Annotated in this window: 15 protein-coding genes; 5 read left to right on the top strand and 10 right to left on the bottom strand. The window is 73.9% G+C overall.

Features of this window, described 5'->3' with window-relative positions; translation table 11 throughout:
• Positions 1 to 69: 69 nt before the first annotated feature.
• Positions 70 to 1,818 (bottom strand): ABC transporter ATP-binding protein, encoded by a 1,749-nt coding sequence (locus tag ACQ452_RS19750; RefSeq protein WP_433394261.1) that lies wholly within the window; start codon positions 1,816 to 1,818, stop codon positions 70 to 72.
• 204 nt (positions 1,819 to 2,022) lie between these two features.
• Positions 2,023 to 3,903, bottom strand: coding sequence for an ABC transporter ATP-binding protein (locus tag ACQ452_RS19755; RefSeq protein WP_433386602.1), 1,881 nt, complete (start codon positions 3,901 to 3,903; stop codon positions 2,023 to 2,025).
• Positions 3,904 to 4,040: 137 nt separating this feature from the next.
• Here ACQ452_RS19755 and ACQ452_RS19760 point away from each other — a divergent pair, with 137 nt between their 5' ends.
• The 3 genes from ACQ452_RS19760 (at position 4,041) to ACQ452_RS19770 (ending at position 7,209) form a co-directional block, all read left to right on the top strand.
• Complete coding sequence (locus ACQ452_RS19760) at positions 4,041 to 4,670, top strand: TIGR03085 family metal-binding protein (RefSeq protein ID WP_433386603.1); 630 nt, start codon at positions 4,041 to 4,043, stop codon at positions 4,668 to 4,670.
• Positions 4,671 to 4,959: 289 nt separating this feature from the next.
• A complete protein-coding gene (locus tag ACQ452_RS19765; RefSeq protein ID WP_433386604.1) occupies positions 4,960 to 5,244 on the top strand; it encodes a terpene synthase family protein in 285 nt (94 codons plus the stop codon).
• 138 nt (positions 5,245 to 5,382) lie between these two features.
• The gene (locus tag ACQ452_RS19770) at positions 5,383 to 7,209 is read left to right on the top strand and encodes an AMP-dependent synthetase/ligase (protein ID WP_433386605.1); all 1,827 of its coding nucleotides are present in this window, start codon (positions 5,383 to 5,385) and stop codon (positions 7,207 to 7,209) included.
• A gap of 130 nt (positions 7,210 to 7,339) precedes the next feature.
• Here the strand turns inward: ACQ452_RS19770 and ACQ452_RS19775 are convergent, their stop codons facing one another.
• Positions 7,340 to 8,650 carry a low temperature requirement protein A gene (locus tag ACQ452_RS19775; RefSeq protein WP_433386606.1) on the bottom strand — a complete coding sequence of 437 codons (1,311 nt, stop codon included), beginning with the start codon at positions 8,648 to 8,650 and terminating at the stop codon, positions 7,340 to 7,342.
• Between the two features lie 73 nt (positions 8,651 to 8,723).
• Positions 8,724 to 10,181, bottom strand: a complete 1,458-nt coding sequence (locus tag ACQ452_RS19780) for a PLP-dependent aminotransferase family protein (protein ID WP_433386607.1) — start codon at positions 10,179 to 10,181, stop codon at positions 8,724 to 8,726.
• 58 nt (positions 10,182 to 10,239) lie between these two features.
• On the opposite strand from ACQ452_RS19780, the gene ACQ452_RS19785 reads away from it, so the two are divergent.
• Together ACQ452_RS19785 and ACQ452_RS19790 are read left to right on the top strand one after the other, a co-directional pair.
• Entirely contained in the window at positions 10,240 to 10,893 is a 654-nt protein-coding gene (locus ACQ452_RS19785) for a YczE/YyaS/YitT family protein (RefSeq protein ID WP_433386608.1), read from the top strand.
• 161 nt (positions 10,894 to 11,054) lie between these two features.
• Positions 11,055 to 11,516: a hypothetical protein gene (locus ACQ452_RS19790; RefSeq protein WP_433386609.1), complete on the top strand. Its 462-nt coding sequence runs from the start codon at positions 11,055 to 11,057 to the stop codon at positions 11,514 to 11,516.
• Between the two features lie 49 nt (positions 11,517 to 11,565).
• Here ACQ452_RS19790 and hisF read toward each other — a convergent pair whose 3' ends face one another.
• The 6 genes from hisF to priA form a co-directional block, all read right to left on the bottom strand.
• Entirely contained in the window at positions 11,566 to 12,333 is a 768-nt protein-coding gene (gene hisF, locus ACQ452_RS19795; RefSeq protein ID WP_433386610.1) for an imidazole glycerol phosphate synthase subunit HisF, read from the bottom strand.
• 104 nt (positions 12,334 to 12,437) lie between these two features.
• Entirely contained in the window at positions 12,438 to 13,439 is a 1,002-nt protein-coding gene (locus tag ACQ452_RS19800; protein WP_433386611.1) for an NADP-dependent oxidoreductase, read from the bottom strand.
• Positions 13,436 to 13,861 carry an organic hydroperoxide resistance protein gene (locus ACQ452_RS19805; RefSeq protein WP_433394263.1) on the bottom strand — a complete coding sequence of 142 codons (426 nt, stop codon included), beginning with the start codon at positions 13,859 to 13,861 and terminating at the stop codon, positions 13,436 to 13,438. The genes ACQ452_RS19800 and ACQ452_RS19805 overlap by 4 nt, the downstream gene beginning before the upstream one ends.
• A 5-nt stretch (positions 13,862 to 13,866) precedes the next feature.
• Positions 13,867 to 14,310 (bottom strand): MarR family winged helix-turn-helix transcriptional regulator, encoded by a 444-nt coding sequence (locus ACQ452_RS19810; RefSeq protein WP_433386612.1) that lies wholly within the window; start codon positions 14,308 to 14,310, stop codon positions 13,867 to 13,869.
• A gap of 79 nt (positions 14,311 to 14,389) precedes the next feature.
• On the bottom strand, positions 14,390 to 14,779 hold the full coding sequence (locus ACQ452_RS19815; RefSeq protein ID WP_433386613.1) for a RidA family protein: 390 nt from the start codon (positions 14,777 to 14,779) through the stop codon (positions 14,390 to 14,392).
• Positions 14,776 to 15,501 carry a bifunctional 1-(5-phosphoribosyl)-5-((5-phosphoribosylamino)methylideneamino)imidazole-4-carboxamide isomerase/phosphoribosylanthranilate isomerase PriA gene (priA, locus tag ACQ452_RS19820; protein WP_433386614.1) on the bottom strand — a complete coding sequence of 242 codons (726 nt, stop codon included), beginning with the start codon at positions 15,499 to 15,501 and terminating at the stop codon, positions 14,776 to 14,778. The genes ACQ452_RS19815 and priA overlap by 4 nt, the downstream gene beginning before the upstream one ends.
• Between the last annotated feature and the right edge of the window lie 17 nt (positions 15,502 to 15,518).

A 15,518-nucleotide genomic window follows, 5' to 3' on the forward strand; every position in this document is an offset into this window, starting at 1 on the left:
ATCGCTCCGGCGGGGTGCGGCCCGGCCCGGTCGACGCGGCGACCCCGCCCACCCGGATGACGCCCCGGCTCAGCGCGTCTGCTCCAGCCAGGAGGCGTAGAGCAGCCCGTACACCGAATCCGGGTCACGGACCAGTTCGTCGTGCGGACCGCGCTGCACGACCCGGCCCCGATCCACCACGATCACCTCGTCGGCCGCCTGTGCCGTGGAGAGCCGATGCGCGATCGCGAGGGTGGTGCGCCCCCGGGTGACCGCGTCCAGGGCGCGTTGCAGCCGCACCTCCGTGGCGGGATCCACCGCGCTGGTCGCCTCGTCCAACACCAGCAGGTCCGGATCGGCCACGTACGCGCGGGCCAACGCCACCAACTGCCGCTCGCCCACGCTCAACGCCTCGCCCCGCTCCCCCACCGGGGTGTGCAGCCCCGACGGAAGCCCGTCCAACCAGTCGATCAACCCAAGCTCGGTGAAGGCCGCCGTGAGCTGCTCGTCGGTCAACTCCGGGCGGGCGAAGCGGACGTTCTCCGCCACCGTGGCGTCGAAGAGGAAGCCGTCCTGCGGCACCATCACCACCCGCGACCGCAGCGAGGCGAACCGGACCCGGTCCAGCGGCACGCCCGAGAGCAGCACCTCGCCGGCCGCCGGATCCATCAGGCGGGTGAGCAGCTTGGCGAAGGTGGTCTTGCCGCTGCCGGTCTCCCCGACCACCGCCACCCGGCTCTTCGCCGGGATCTCCAGGCTGACGTCGTGCAGCACGGGCGGCCCGCCCGGATACGCGAACCGCACCCCTGCGAAGCGGATGTCCAACGGGCCGGACGGCAGGTCGCGTCCCTGCTCGCCCGGGTCGGCGACATCGGGCTCGACGTCCAGCACGTCCAGCACCCGCCGCCAGCCCGCGATGGCGTTCTGCGCCTCGTTGAGCACCTCCGTGGCGATCTGCACCGGCTGGATGAAGAGCGTGACCAGGAAGAGGAAGGCGGTCACCTCGCCGACGCTCAGGGTGCGGTCGGCGCCGAGGGACACCCCCAGCACCACCACCCCGGCCAGCGCCAGCCCCGCCGCCAGCTCCCCGGTCGAACTGCCCAGGATGCTGATCCGGATCGCCCGCTGCTGGGCGCGGCGCTGACCGTCGATCGCCTCGTCCAGCCGCCGGGCGGTGCGACCGGCGATCCCGTAGGCCCGGATCACCGGGGCGCCCACCACGCTCTCCCCGATCGCGCCGAGCAGCGTCCCGGTGCGCTGCCGCACCACCCCGTACGCCCCGGCGAGGCGGCGCTGGAGCTGTCGGATCACGAACACGGCAGGCAGGAAGGCGGCGAAGACCACCAGGGCCAACTGCCAGGAGTACGCGAACATGACAAGCGTGGTCACCGCCAACTGGCCCAGGTTGACCAGCAGGATCACGCCGCCCCACTGCAGGAACTGGGTGATCTGGTCGACGTCGCTGGTCACCCGAGACACCAGCGAACCGCGCCGCTCCGACTGCTGGTGCAGCATCGACAGGTCGTGCACGTGCCGGAACGCCCGGATCCGCACATTGGCCAGCGCCGTCTCGCTGACCGTGAAGAGCCGACGCATCATCAGGTATCCGCAGAGCGTGGTGACCACCAGCACCGCGCCGGTCGCGGCGACCACCGTCCAGACCACGCTCAGGTCCAGCCCGCCGACGATGCCGTTGTCGATGCCCCGCTGCACCGCCACCGGCACCGCCACCCGGCCCACCATGTAGACCAGGGCCAGGCCGAGCGTGCCGGCGAGGCCGACCCGCAGCTCCGGGGAGAGCGCCAGCCCCCGGCGCAGGGTCTGCCAGGTCGTCTCCACCCGCTCGGCCGGCTGCGACCCGGCGACCTCGGTCGGCCCGGCCCCGTTCGCGACTGCGGGGCTCCGCCGCGCCGCACTCCTCGCACTCACCGTTGCGGCCCTTCGTTCGCGACTGCGGGGCTCCGCTGCGCTGCACTCCTCGCACTCACCGTTGCGGCCCTTCGTTCGCGACTGCGGGGCTCCGCTGCGCCGCACTCCTCGCACTCACCGGTCCACCTCGATTTCCAGGCCCGAGGGAAGCGGGGCCGTCTCCTCGTACGTCTCGGTCTTTGCGTGATCGACCTCGGCCTGCTCGTAGGCGGTCACCAGGTCGGCGTAGCCCGGCACCGTGGCAAGCAGCTCGGCGTGCGGGCCGCGGGCGAGCACCCGCCCCTGCTCGAGGTAGACCACCTCGTCGGCAAGCGCGATCGTGGCCCGCCGGTAGGCGACCACCAGGATGGACGCGGCCGGCACCCCGGCGTCGGCCCCCGAGGAGCGCAACCCGGCCAGGATGGCCGCCTCCACCCGAGGGTCGACGGCGCTGGTCGCGTCGTCGAGCACCAGCAGGCGCGGGCGGCCGGCGAGCGCGCGGGCCAGGGTGAGCCGCTGCCGCTGGCCGCCGGAGAGCGAGGTGCCCCGCTCGCCGACCATGGTGTCGAGGCCGTCGGGCAGCGCGGCGACGAAACCGTCCGCCTCGGCCAGCCGCAGCGCCGCCCAGACGTCGTCGTCGCCGATGCCCGGCCGGTCCAGCGTCACGTTGGCGCGCACCGTGTCGTCGAAGACGAACGGCACCTGCGCGACCAGCGCGGCGGTGCCCGCCAGCGAGGCGGCGGTGAGCCGGCGGAGGTCGACCCCGTCCAGGCACACCGCGCCGACCCGGGGATCGACCAGCCGCACGGCCAGCCCGGCGATCGTCGACTTGCCGGAGCCGGTCGGCCCGACCAGGGCGACGATCTTCCCCGCCGGCACGGTGAAGGAGACCTCGCCGAGCACCTCGGTGCCGGGCAGGTGCGCCTCGGCCGGCTCGTAGCCGAAGCGGACGCCGGCGAACGTGAGGCTGGCCGGGCGCGGCGGCGCCACGTCGAGCGTCGTGTCGCCGTACGACATCTCGCCGGTGGCGTCGAGCACCCGGCGGACCCGGTCCCAGCCGGCGACGCTGCGCGGCAGCTCCGCCAGCACCCAGCCGATGGCCCGCACGGGAAACGCCAGCACCGTGAAGAGGAAGGCGACGCTGATCAGCTCGGCCACGCTGATCGCGCCCTGGCGCAACCGGATCGCGCCGACCACCAGCACGGCGAGCGTGCCGAGGCTCGGCAGGGTCTCCAGCAACGGGTCGAAGACGCCACGCAGCCGCCCGACCGCCACCAGCGAGTCGCGCAGCTCGCCGGCGCGGGAGGCGAACCGGTCGGTCTCCTGCGCCTCCCGGCCCATCGTCTTGACCACCAGGGCACCGTCGAAGCTCTCGTGGGCGATGCCGCTGACCTCGGCGCGCAGGCGCTGGGCCCGGGCCTGACGGGGGGCCATCCGACGCGAGTAGGCGACGTTGAGCGCGAAGAGCGCCGGAAAGACCGCGAGACCGACCAGGGCCAGCGCCCAGTCCGTGGCGAAGAGCAGGCCCACCGCGCCGACCAGCATCACCACGGTGCCGACCGCGAACGGCAGCGGGGCGATCGGATGCCAGGCGGCCTCGACGTCGGAGTTGGCGTTGGACAGCAGCGTGCCCGTCGCGTTGCGGTGGTGCCAGGACAGTGGCAGCTCCAGGTAGCGGCGGGTGACCCGGCGCCGGTAGGCGGCCTGGAGGCGGTACTGCATGTAGCCCGCGCCGAGCCGGCGGCCGTAGATGCCGGCCACCCGCAGCACGCTGATGCCGAACACCGCCACGGCCGCCAGCGCGAGCGCCCCGACCTCGACCGCGCCGCGCTCGATCGCCGGCACCACCACGTCGCCGACGACGGCGCCCACCACGTAGGCGCTGGCCACCGTCATGGCGCCGAAGAGCACGCTGCCGCTGACGGCGACCGCGAAGATGCGCGGCTCCTCCCGAATGGCCCGCCCGAGGACTGCCAGCCCCCGGACCAGCACGTCCCGACTTGTCCTGCTCGCCACGCTCTCCCCCGCCGTAAGCCGCAATTATCTTCCTCATCCTTACCGGTCGGGGCCACCCCCGCCGACCCGGCTCGCTATGTCCGCCGCCACGTCCACTCAGCGCGCCGAGCCGACCGAGCGCGCCTACGATCGGTGCCATGCCGCGCAACGCCCGATCGGAGCGCGAGGCGCTCACCGACCTGATGCAGACACTGGGACCGGACGCCCCGACGGTCAACGAGGGGTGGACCACCCGTGACCTCGCCGCCCACCTGGTGCTGCGGGAGCGCCGACCCGACGCCGCCGGGGGCATCATGCTCCCGCCGCTGCGCGGCTACGCCGAGCGGGTGCGCCTACGCATCGCGGCGCGCCCCTGGTCACGCCTGCTCAACGAGGTGCGTCGGCCGCCGGTGTGGAGCCCGGTCAGCAACCCGGTCACCGACGAACTGGCCAACACCATGGAGTTCTTCATCCACCACGAGGACGTACGCCGGGCCAGCCCCGACTGGCTGCCGCGGGACCTGCCGGCGGGGCTGAGCGCGGCGCTGTGGAAGCGGGCCAGCGGGATGGCCCGGCTGGCGCTCCGCCGGTTCCCGGCCGCCGTCCTCATCCAGGCGCCCGGCCACGGGGAGGTCTCGGCCGGCCGGGGCGGCGACCCCGTGCGGGTCGTGGGGGCGCCCGGCGAGCTGATCCTGTTCCTCAGCGGTCGGCAGCGGGTCTCCCGGGTGCAGATCGACGGGCCGGCGGCGCTGGCCGACAGACTCCGCAGCGCCCACCTGGGCATGTGACGCCTGCACGGAAGCGGTCACCCAGACAGCCACGGGAGGGGTCCTCCCAACGATCGCGGCCGATTCCCTCCTCCCGTACGCTGTCCCGCACCGTCCCGTCACGGGGCGGCGCGACAGGGGGCGTCATGCGGACCTTTGCGCTGTCGGCGCTACGGGAACCCCCCTTCCCCGCGTGCCAGCACGACGCCACCGCACGGATGGCGCGGGAGAGCACCGAGTGGGCGCTCGGGCACGGACTGATCAGTAGCGGGCACCGGCTGCACCGCTCGACCTGCTCGCCGCCGACCTGGTGTGCTGGTGCAACGACGTCTTCTCGTACGGCAAGGAGACCCGCACCCACACGGACGGGCACAACCTGATCGTGGTGATCGCCGCCGGGCGGACCGACGGTGACGAATGGTCGGCCCTGCGGGCCGCCGTCGGCCGGTTCAACGAGGCCATGGCGGCGTACCTGGCGGTGGAGGCGGGGCTGCTCGCCACCGGGGACGGCGGCCTGCGCCCGGCCCTCACGGCGCGACGCAACTGGATCCGGGCCACCTACGACTGGTCGGTCGGGGCCGCCCGGTACGCCTGACTCGGGCATGGCGGCGGCCGATAAGTGGCCCAGCCGTGATCGACGGGGCTAGCCGATGCCCGGGCGCAGGCAATACCCTTCGGTAACGAACACGACGTGACGATGCTCACGTATCCACCCCCGAAGGCGGCTACAGCGATGGCTCTCGATGTACCGTACCGCTCCATCCCCGACATGTTCCTCAAGCGTGTGGCGGCGTCCCCCGACCGCGACGCCTTCGCCCACCCGGCCCCCGACGACTCGGGTCCGGTCTGGCTGAGCTGGGAACAGGTGGCCCACCGCGCCAAGGCGATCGCCGCCGGGCTACACGGGCTCGGTGTCGGCCTGGAGGATCCGGTCGCGATCCTGGCGAACACCCGGCTCGACTGGGTGCTCGCCGACCTCGGCATCATGTGCGCCGGCGGCGCGACCACCACCGTCTACCCCACCACGGAGCCCGAGGACGCGACCTACATCATCGCCGACTCGGGCTCCCGGGTGCTGTTCGCGGAGAACCCGGCCCAGGCCGCGAAGATCGCCGGGGCGGACCTGCCGGCGCTGACCCACGTCGTGCTCTTCGACGGCGCCGCCGACCCGTCCGCCGCGTTCCCCCAGCTCACCCTCGCCGAACTGGAGGAGCGGGGCACCCGTGCGCTGGCCGCCGAGCCGGATCTGATCGACATGCTGGTGGCCGGGATCGGCCCCGACCACCTGGCCACGCTGATCTACACCTCCGGCACCACCGGGCGCCCCAAGGGCGTCGAGCTGCTGCACGGCGGCTGGTGCTGGGAGGGCGTGGCGCAGGCCGACGTGGGGCTGCTGCACGAGAACGACCTGCAATACCTGTGGCTTCCGCTGTCCCACTCGTTCGGCAAGACCCTGCTCTGCGGGGCGATCCACGTGGGCCTGCCTACGTACGTCGACGGCCGGGTCGACAAACTGGTCGAGCTGCTCTCGGTGATCCGCCCGACGCTGATGTGCGGGGCGCCCCGGGTGTTCGAGAAGGTCTACAACAAGACGGTCACCACCGCGCAGGGTGGCGGCGGCGCGAAGGCGAAGATCTTCGCCTGGGGTGTCCGGGTCGGCAAGGAGAAGGTCGCCCTGGAGCAGGCCGGCAGGCCGGTCCCCGGAGGGCTGAAGCTGAAGTACTCGGTGGCCGAGAAGCTGGTGTTCAGCAAGCTCCAGGCGCGCCTCGGCGGCCGGATCCGGGTGCTCGTCTCCGGCGCCGCCCCGCTCAGCCCGGAGATCGCCACCTTCTTCGCCGCGGCGAACCTGCCGATCTCCGAGGGCTACGGTCTCACCGAGACCAGCGCCGGCAACTTCGTCAACCCGCCGGAGGGCCTGCGCATCGGCACGGTGGGCAGGGCGATGGGCGACCTGGAGTGCCGCATCGACACCGACGGCGAGATCCTGGTGCGCGGCCGGCCGGTGATGCGCGGCTACCACAACCTGCCCGAGGAGACCGCCGCCGCGTTCACCGAGGACGGCTACTTCCGCACCGGCGACATCGGCACGCTGGACGCCGACGGCTACCTGAAGATCACCGACCGGAAGAAGGACCTGGTCAAGACCTCGGGCGGCAAGTACGTCGCCCCGTCGCACATCGAGGGGATGTTCAAGGCCACCTGCCCGTACACCTCGCAGGCGGTGGTGGTCGGCCAGGCCCGCAACTACTGCACCATGCTGGTCACGCTCGACCCGGACGCGATCAAGGGCTGGGCGGCCGGCACCCCGCTGGAGGGCCGCGACTACGCCGAGATCGTCACCTCGCCGGAGGCGAAGGCCATGGTCGAGGGGTACGTGGCCGAGCTGAACGCCAAACTCAACCGCTGGGAGACGATCAAGAAGGTCGCCATCCTGCCCCGGGACCTGACCATCGAGGACGGCGAGATCACCCCGTCGCTCAAGATCAAGCGCCGCGGGGTGGAGAGCAACTTCGCCGGCGAGATCGAGAAGATGTACGCGGGCACGCTGGCCGAGCTCTGAGCACGCGACGTCGGCGGCCCGCGCTGCGGTGCGGGACCGCCGACGTCGGCCTGCGCCCCATGCTCCGCCTCGGGCCGGGGGCCGGGGGCCGGCTCCGCAGTCGGGCCCGTCCCCCGCAGCGGGGTCGGAGTCAGAGGTGGTCGCCCCGCCACCGGGTCTGCTCGGCCTCGGAGGCGAGCTGCTCCTCCAGCGCCACCTGCCGCACGCGCTGCCGCCGTGGCGCGTCGACGACCGTCTGCGCCGCGACCGTCAGCGTGGCGGCCACCGCCAGCGTGGCCAGGGCGACCAGCTCCGGCAGCCGCCCGGCCACCGGGGTCAGCGCGACGATCAGCACCACCCCGGCGATCGACGGCCAGCGCGCCGCACCCAGCATCCGGCTGCCGAGCAGGACCAGCGTGAGCAGGTAGAGCGCGACCCCGCCGAAGAGGGCCAGCATGTCGAAGCCGGGCAGCGGCACCCCCCACTGCGGGGTCGCCGGGTCGGCGCCCTCGTGGATCAGCCCCTTGAGGCCCAGGGCGAACAGGATCACGCCCGTGATCAGCGGCAGGTGCAGGTAGGTGTACACGTCCCGGGCCAGCCCGGCGCGGGTACGCCGCTCCCGCGTGCGGTGCAGCACCTGCTCCATGGCCAGGGCGAGGGTGTCGAAGTACGCCCACCACAGCGCCGCGACCACCGCGATGCCCTGGAACGCCGCGACGATCACGGGCCAGGTCAGCGGCAGGGCGGCGGTGGTGCCGGGCCCGATCCCCAACGCGATGATCGACTCACCGAGCGCCACCATGATGATCAGCGCGTGCCGTTCCGCCCAGTGCCCCGCCGAGAGCACCGTCCAGCCCGCGCGGTGCTGGGCCAGGCCGGAACCGTACTCGACGCCGAGCGCGGCGAGCCACAACACCAGCCGCAGCATCTCGGCGCGGCCGTCGAGGAGGCGCTGCGGCACCAGCGCGGCGGTCAGGATGAAGCCCGTCGCCAGCAGGAACGGCAGGGCCAGCACGGGCATCCGCCGGCGCACCTCCCGGTCGGAGCGTACGGCCCAGAGGAAGACCGTCACCTGGGTCGCGCGGACCAGGAAATAGCAGACGGCGAAGACCACCGGGCCGGGCAGCCCGCCGGGCCGGTCGGCGAACGCCTTCGGCAGGCTCAGCGCGAGCACGAAGACGGCGGCGGAGACGGCGAAGCCGACCAGCGGCGCGAGCCCCTGGTCGGTGCGGACCACGTTGCCCAGCGCGGCGAAGCCGCTCCAGCACCACCAGAGCAGGGCGAGCACCACCAGGAGCTGGACCAGTCCGCGGGGGGTCGGGTTGCCGGCCGTCACCGTGGTGACGTTGAGGAAGGCGAAGACGAAGACGAGGTCGTAGAAGAGTTCGAGCCGGGTGGTGCGGGAGCCCGGGGCGCTCGGCAGGATCCCGCGCGGCCACCGTATCCCCCGCGCGTCCCCCACCTGCGCAGTCTCCCAGCCCTGGGGTGCGCGCAGGCGCGATTGACCGACGGGGCCGCGAGTTCCGGCCCGGCACTCAGGCGATGACCGCCGGTTCCCGCCACTGCGACCGGCCGCCCCGGTCCAGGTCGTAGCGGACGGCGGCGATGCGGCCGACCGCCTCGACCAGGTCGGCGGCCGGCAGGGTGAACGGCAGCCGCAGGAAGCGCTCCAGGGTGCCGTCCAGGCCGAAGCGGGGACCGGGCGCCAGGCGTACGCCGACCTCCTCGGCGGCCCGGGCCAGCGCGCTGGAGATCGGCCCGTCGAGCTCGGCCCAGAGGGTCACCCCGCCGTGCGGGACCGTGACCCGCCACTCGGGCAGGCGCCGCGCGAGCGCCGCCAGCAGCGCGTCGCGCTGGGCGGTGAGCTGGATCCGGCGCGCGGCGACGATGGTCGGGGCGTCGGCGAGCAGGTGGACGGCGACCAGTTGGTCCAGGACCGGGCTGGCCATGTCGACACCGACCCGGGCGGCGGCCAGCCGCTGCACCTGCGGGGCGGAGGCGCGGACCCAGCCGATGCGCAGGCCGCCCCAGAACGGCTTGCTAACCCCCCCGATGGTGACCACCCGCGAGTGCCGGTCGAAGCTGGCCGTCGGCGGGGGCAGCACCGTGCCGTCCAGCGGCAGGTCCACGAACGACTCGTCGACGACCAGGTCGGTGCCGACGGCGTGGGCGGTGGCCACCACCTGTTCCCGCAGCGGCGCCGGCATCAGGTGCCCGGTCGGGTTCTGGAAGTCCGGGATCAGGTACGCCAGCTTGGGCCGCGACTGCCGCAGGGCGCCGAGCAGCAGGTCGGCGTCCCAGCCGGGTTCCTCGGCGGCCAGACCGTGGGTGGTGATCCGGGCCCGGCGGGCGGCCAGCGCGGCCAGCGCGTTCGGGTAGCTGGGCGCCTCGACGAGCACGTTGCCGCCGGGGGCGAGGGCCAGGCGCAGCACCAGGTCGAGGGCGTGCTGGGTCCCGTTGGTGACCATGATCTGGTCGGGCGAGGTGGGCAGGCCCCGAGCGGTGTAGCCGCGGGCCACCGCCTCGCGCAGCTCGATGATCCCGGTCGGGTGGTAGCCGGCGCCGCCCAGGTAGCGGGGCAGGTCCTCGGCCGCGGCGCGGGCCGCCGGCAGCAGTTCGGGGGGCGCGGCGAGCGCGGCCACCCCGAGGTCGATCATGTCCCGGTCGTCGAGCGGGGTCCACAGGCCGGTGCTCGCCACCCGGTGGGTGCCCGGGAGCATCGTCCAGCTACCGGCGCCCCGCCGGCTGGCCAGGTGCCCGCTCTCGCGCAGCTCGCGGTAGGCGGCCGTGACCGTCGTCCGGCTGATCTTCAGGGCCTCGGCCAGCTCCCGCTCGGCGGGCAGCCGCACGCCCAGCGGGAGCCGGCCGTCGGCGAGCAGGCCCCGCACGGCGCCCGCGAGCGCGGCATAGTCGGGGCTGCGGCGGCGACCGGGAAGGGCATGCCACTGACCGAGGAGCCGGGCCAATTGGGCCCCCCGCACCTGACTCGTCATGGCCACTCCCCCGGGATTGGCTCTTACGCTGAGCCAATTGGCCTTTAGCGTGGCATGGGTGGCACCGATTCGCAATCTCCGGCATCGCCCCGCGCGGCGGCTCACCCAGCTCTACGCGGGCCTCGTCCTCTACGGCCTGAGCATGGCCCTCATGATCCACTCCGGGCTGGGCCTCGACCCCTGGGACGTGTTCCACCAGGGCCTGTCCGAGCTGACCGGTCTCTCCTTCGGCACCGTCACCATCGCGGTGGGCGCGCTGGTGCTGCTGCTCTGGATACCCCTGCGCCAGCGCCCCGGACTCGGCACGGTCAGCAACGTCCTGGTGATCGGGCTGGTGGTGGACGCGACGCTCGCGCTGCTGCCGGCGGGCGGGCCGCTGGCCGTACGCGTCGGGATGCTGGCCGCCGGCATCGTGGCCAACGGGGCCGCGACCGGCCTCTACCTCGGCGCCCGCCTCGGGCCCGGACCCCGCGACGGCCTGATGACCGGCTACGTCGCCCGCCGGCCCGGCCGCTCGGTGCGGCTCGTCCGCACCGTCATCGAGGTCGTCGTGCTGGCGCTGGGCTGGCTGCTCGGCGGGACGGTGGGCGTCGGCACCGTCGCCTACGCGCTCGCCATCGGCCCGCTGACCCAGTTCTTCCTGCCGCTGTTCACCGTCCCCGGGCCGCGGCGACCCGCCCCGGACCCGGCCGCGCCGCTTCCCGCGACCTGACCTCGACCGGTCGACCGCGGCACCCGGAGCCCCGTCGGCGACGGCTCCGGCCCGCCCGTCGCGGCGACCCCTACCCGGCGCCCGCGCCGTGACCCCTGTTCGGGGGACACGGGCCGGGTACCGGTGTTCCCTTCGGACGCCACGCCCGGCAGAATCCTCGCATGGGGGAGAACGGGTGGCGCCGGACCGATGCCTGGATCTTCGTTTCGGTGGTGATCGCCAGCGGCGCGGGGCGGCACCGCCGCGCGGCGGCCAGCCGCCGCCCCGAGGGGGTGCGCCTCGCCGACGTGCTCTCCACCGCCGACCACCTCAACCAGACGATCCCCGAACGGCACGAGGTGGAGGTGGCGGTCCGTCGACTCGTCGGGGCCGGCCTGGTCAGCGTCACCGACGGCTGGTTCCGGGTCACCGCCGACGGTGAGCGCCTCTGGCGCACCCGGCCGAGCGCCGGGCTGGCCACCACGGTGGACACGGTGCAGGGCGTGCTGACCCGCCGGCACACGCCGGTCAACGCGGACTGGCACCTCGCGGAGGACGACCACGCCGCCGCCGTCCAGGAGTATGTGGTGGGGTCGATCCCGGCGCCCCGGCGCTCCCCTGAGAACCGGCCCCGCCCGGACTGACCACCGCCCGCGCGCCGGGCGGGATCCGCCAACCGGTCGCGGGGGTTGCTCAGCGTACGGCGTGGCCCGCCCCGCGCAGCGCGTCCTTGACCTCGGCGACGGTCAGCTCGCCGAAGTGGAAGACGCTGGCGGCGAGCACCGCGTCCGCGCCGGCACCGATCGCCGGCGCGAAGTGCGCCACCTGCCCCGCGCCGCCGCTGGCCACCACCGGCACGTCGACCACCCGACGCACCGCGCCGATGAGTTCGAGGTCGAAGCCGGCCTTGGTGCCGTCGGCGTCCATCGAGTTGAGCAGGATCTCCCCCGCGCCCAGCTCCGCGCCGCGCCGCGCCCACTCGACCGCGTCCAGGCCGGTGCCGCGCCGGCCGCCGTGGGTGGTCACCTCGAAACCGCTGGGTGTGCCGCCACCGGGTGCGCGTCGCACGTCGAGCGAGAGCACCAGCACCTGCCGACCGAACCGGTCGGCGATCTCGGCGATCAGCTCGGGGCGGGCGATCGCGGCGGTGTTCACCCCGACCTTGTCGGCGCCGGCGCGCAGCAACGTGTCGACATCGGCCACCTGCCGGACCCCACCGCCGACGGTCAGCGGGATGAAGACCGACTCGGCCGTCCGGCGGACCACGTCGAGCATGGTGCCCCGGTCGCTCGAGGAGGCGGTGACGTCGAGGAAGGTCAGCTCGTCCGCGCCGGCCCGGTCGTACGCCGCCGCCAACTCCACCGGGTCGCCGGCGTCGCGCAGGTCGAGGAAGTTGACCCCCTTGACCACCCGACCGGCGTCCACGTCAAGACACGGGATGACCCGTACCGCCACCGTCATGCCGCGAGCCTATCTTTTCCGTGGGCGACGGTGACCGGCCGGTGAGGCCGGCCACCGTCGCCGGCGAGGACCCCGCCGCCACCCGGGCGGCGGGGAGGCGTGCCTCACACCCGGACGAGCATCTTGCCCAGGTTCTCGCCGCGCAGCAGGCCGAGGAACGCCGCCGGGGCGTTCTCGAAGCCGTCGACGATCGTCTCGTCGTACGAGAGCTTGCCGTCCCGCAGCCAGCCGGACATCTCGCGCACGAACTCGGCACGCAGGTGGCCGTGGTCGCCGACCAGGAACCCGCGCAGGGTGAGCCGCTTGCCGATGACCAGCGCCAGGTTGCGCGGCGCGGCCGGGGGCTCGGTGTCGTTGTACTGCGCGATCATGCCGCAGATCGCGGCCCGGCCGTGCAGGTTCATCGCGGAGATCGCCGCCTCCAGGTGGTCGCCGCCGACGTTGTCGAAGTAGACGTCGACGCCGCCGGGGGCGGCGGCCCGCAGCGATTCGCGCACGGGGCCGTCGTGGTAGTCGAACGCGGCGTCGAAGCCGAGCGCCCGCAGCCGCTCGACCTTCGCCGCCGAGCCGGCGCTGCCGATGACGCGCCCCGCGCCCTTGAGCTTGGCGATCTGGCCGACCAGGCTGCCCACCGCGCCCGCGGCGGCGGAGACGAAGACGCTCTCCCCCGGCTTCATCGCCGCGACCTCCAGCAGCCCCGCGTACGCGGTCTGGCCGGTCATGCCGAGCACGCTGAGATAGGCGGTGACCGGCGCGAGGTCGGGGTCGACCTTGCGGGCGGACTTCGCGTCGAGCAGCGCGTACTCGCGCCAACCGAGGCCGTGCACGACGGTGTCGCCGGGCCGGAGGCCCCCGGCCTCGCCGGCCACGACCTCGCCGACCGCCCCGCCGTCGAGCGGCGCGTCGACCGCGAACGGGGGCACGTACGACTTGACGTCGTTCATCCGCCCTCGCATGTACGGGTCGACCGACATGTACTGGTTGCGGACGACGATCTGGCCCGGGCCCGGGGTGGGCACCTCGGTCTGCACCAGCCGGAAGTTGTCGGCGGTGGGCCAGCCCTCGGGGCGGGAGGCGAGGTGGAACTCGCGGTTGCCGCTGCTCACAGCGCCTCGCGAACGGTGAGGGCGACCTCGATGTTGCCGCGGGTGGCGATGGAGTAGGGGCAGACCTGGTGGGCCTGCGCGACGAGCTGCTCGGCGGCGGCGCGCTGCACGGCCGGCAGGTCGACCACGAGGGTGACGGTCAGGCCGAAGCCGCCGCTGCCGTTGGCGCCGATGCCCACCTCGGCCTCGACGACCGAGCCGGCGACGTCGGCGCGGGCCTTGCGGGCGACCATGCGCAGCGCGGAGTGGAAGCAGGCGGCGTAGCCGGCCGCGAAGAGCTGTTCGGGATTGGCGGCGCCGCCGGCGCCACCCATCTCCTTCGGTACGGCCAGCGCCAGGTCGACGGTGCCGTCGGAGGTGCGGACGTTGCCGTCCCGACCGTCGCCGGTGGCCCGGGCGGACGCGGTGTAGAGCACCTGCATGATCGTCACTGCTCCTTCTGTCGGTGGATCGTCTCGGTGACCCGGGTGAGGGTGTCGCGCAGGGCGACCAGTTCCGCCTCGGTGAGGCCCGTGGCGCGGGCGACCCGCTCCGGCACCCCGCCCATCCGGTGCCGCAGGGCCCGCCCGTCGCCGGTCAGCCCCACCTCCACCCGCCGCTCGTCGCGCGCCGAGCGGGTCCGGACGACCAGCCCCGCCCCCTCCAGCCGCTTGAGCAGCGGGGAGAGCGTGCCGGAGTCCAGCCGCAGGGCGGTGCCGAGCTCGGAGACCGTGGGTGCGTCGTCGCGCTCCCAGAGCACCAGCAGCACCAGGTACTGCGGGTAGGTCAGGCCGAACTCGTCGAGGACGGGCCGGTAGACGTCGGTGAGGGCGCGCGACGCGGAGTAGAGCGCGAAGCACACCTGCCGACGCAGCACCAGATGATCGGTCACGACGGAACCGTAGCTCACAATTAAATTGCGCACAACCGATCTGGCCGTGGGAGACGGCGTCGCCGCCGCCGTCCCGCGCTCAGCGGTCGCCGACGTACGCCTCCAACTCCACCTCGACCAGGTGCTCCGGGTCGAGCAGGCCGGCCACCACCACCATCGTGGCCGCCGGGCGGACCGCACCGAAGACCGCGTTGTGCGCCCGGCCCACCTCGTCGGCGTACACCCGGTCCGTCACGTACATCCGGGTCCGCACCACGTCCCCCGGCTCCGCGCCCACCTCGGCGAGCGCGTCCAAGCCGATCCGCAGCGCCTGGGCGGTCTGCGCCGCCGCGTCCCCGACGTGGGTGACCACCCCGTCGACAGTGGAGGTGCAGCCGGCCGTCCAGACCAGGTCCCCGGCCCGCACGACCCGGCAGTAGCCGTACACCGACTCCCACGGGCCACCCGAGCCGAGCCGCGTGACGGTCACGCCGGCGCCAGGGTTTCCAACGCCTGCGCCACCGTGAAGGCACCCGCGTACAGCGCCTTGCCGGCGATGACGCCCTCCACCCCGAGCGGCTCCAGCGCGGCCAGCGCCCGCAGGTCGTCCAGCGTGGAGACGCCCCCGGAGGCGATCACCGGCGCGTCGGTACGGGCACAGACCTCGCGCAGCAGGTCCAGGTTCGGCCCGCGCATCGTGCCGTCCTTGGTGATGTCGGTGACCACGTAACGCCGGGCGCCGGCGGAGTCCAGCCGCTCGAGCACCTCGAAGAGGTCGCCGCCGTCACGCGTCCAGCCCCGGGCGGAGAGGGTACGACCGCGCACGTCCAGCCCGATCGCCACCCGGTCGCCGTACTCACCGCACACCCGGTCGCACCAGGCGGGGTCCTCCAGGGCGGCGGTGCCGATGTTCACCCGGGCCGCCCCGGTGCCCAGCGCGGCGTGCAGCGACTCGTCGTCGCGGATGCCACCGGACAGCTCCACCTTCACGTCGAGCTGCCGCACCACCTCGGCCAGCAGGTGCGCGTTGGAGCCCCGGCCGAACGCGGCGTCCAGGTCGACCAGGTGGATCCACTCGGCGCCGTCCCGCTGCCAGGCCAGCGCGGCCTCCAACGGGTCGCCGTACGTCGTCTCGCTGCCGGCGGCGCCCTGGACAAGTCGGACGGCCTGGCCGTCGGCGACGTCCACGGCAGGCAACAGGGTGAGGCTCACGGTTGTTCTCCTCGAAT

Origin of the sequence: Micromonospora sp. KLBMP9576, from assembly GCF_050941805.1 — a bacterium.
In the GTDB taxonomy this organism is placed as follows: Bacteria; Actinomycetota; Actinomycetes; order Mycobacteriales; family Micromonosporaceae; genus Micromonospora.

What these genes read in the sequence shown, in the direction of transcription:
- ACQ452_RS19805 (WP_433394263.1), bottom strand. Translation starts at nt 13,861, where the DNA reads ATGCAGGTGCTCTACACCGCGTCCGCCCGGGCCACCGGCGACGGTCGG.
- ACQ452_RS19780 (WP_433386607.1), bottom strand. Translation starts at nt 10,181, where the DNA reads ATGACGAGTCAGGTGCGGGGGGCCCAATTGGCCCGGCTCCTCGGTCAG.
- ACQ452_RS19760 (WP_433386603.1), top strand. Translation starts at nt 4,041, where the DNA reads ATGCCGCGCAACGCCCGATCGGAGCGCGAGGCGCTCACCGACCTGATG.
- ACQ452_RS19770 (WP_433386605.1), top strand. Translation starts at nt 5,383, where the DNA reads ATGGCTCTCGATGTACCGTACCGCTCCATCCCCGACATGTTCCTCAAG.
- ACQ452_RS19790 (WP_433386609.1), top strand. Translation starts at nt 11,055, where the DNA reads ATGGGGGAGAACGGGTGGCGCCGGACCGATGCCTGGATCTTCGTTTCG.
- hisF (WP_433386610.1), bottom strand. Translation starts at nt 12,333, where the DNA reads ATGACGGTGGCGGTACGGGTCATCCCGTGTCTTGACGTGGACGCCGGT.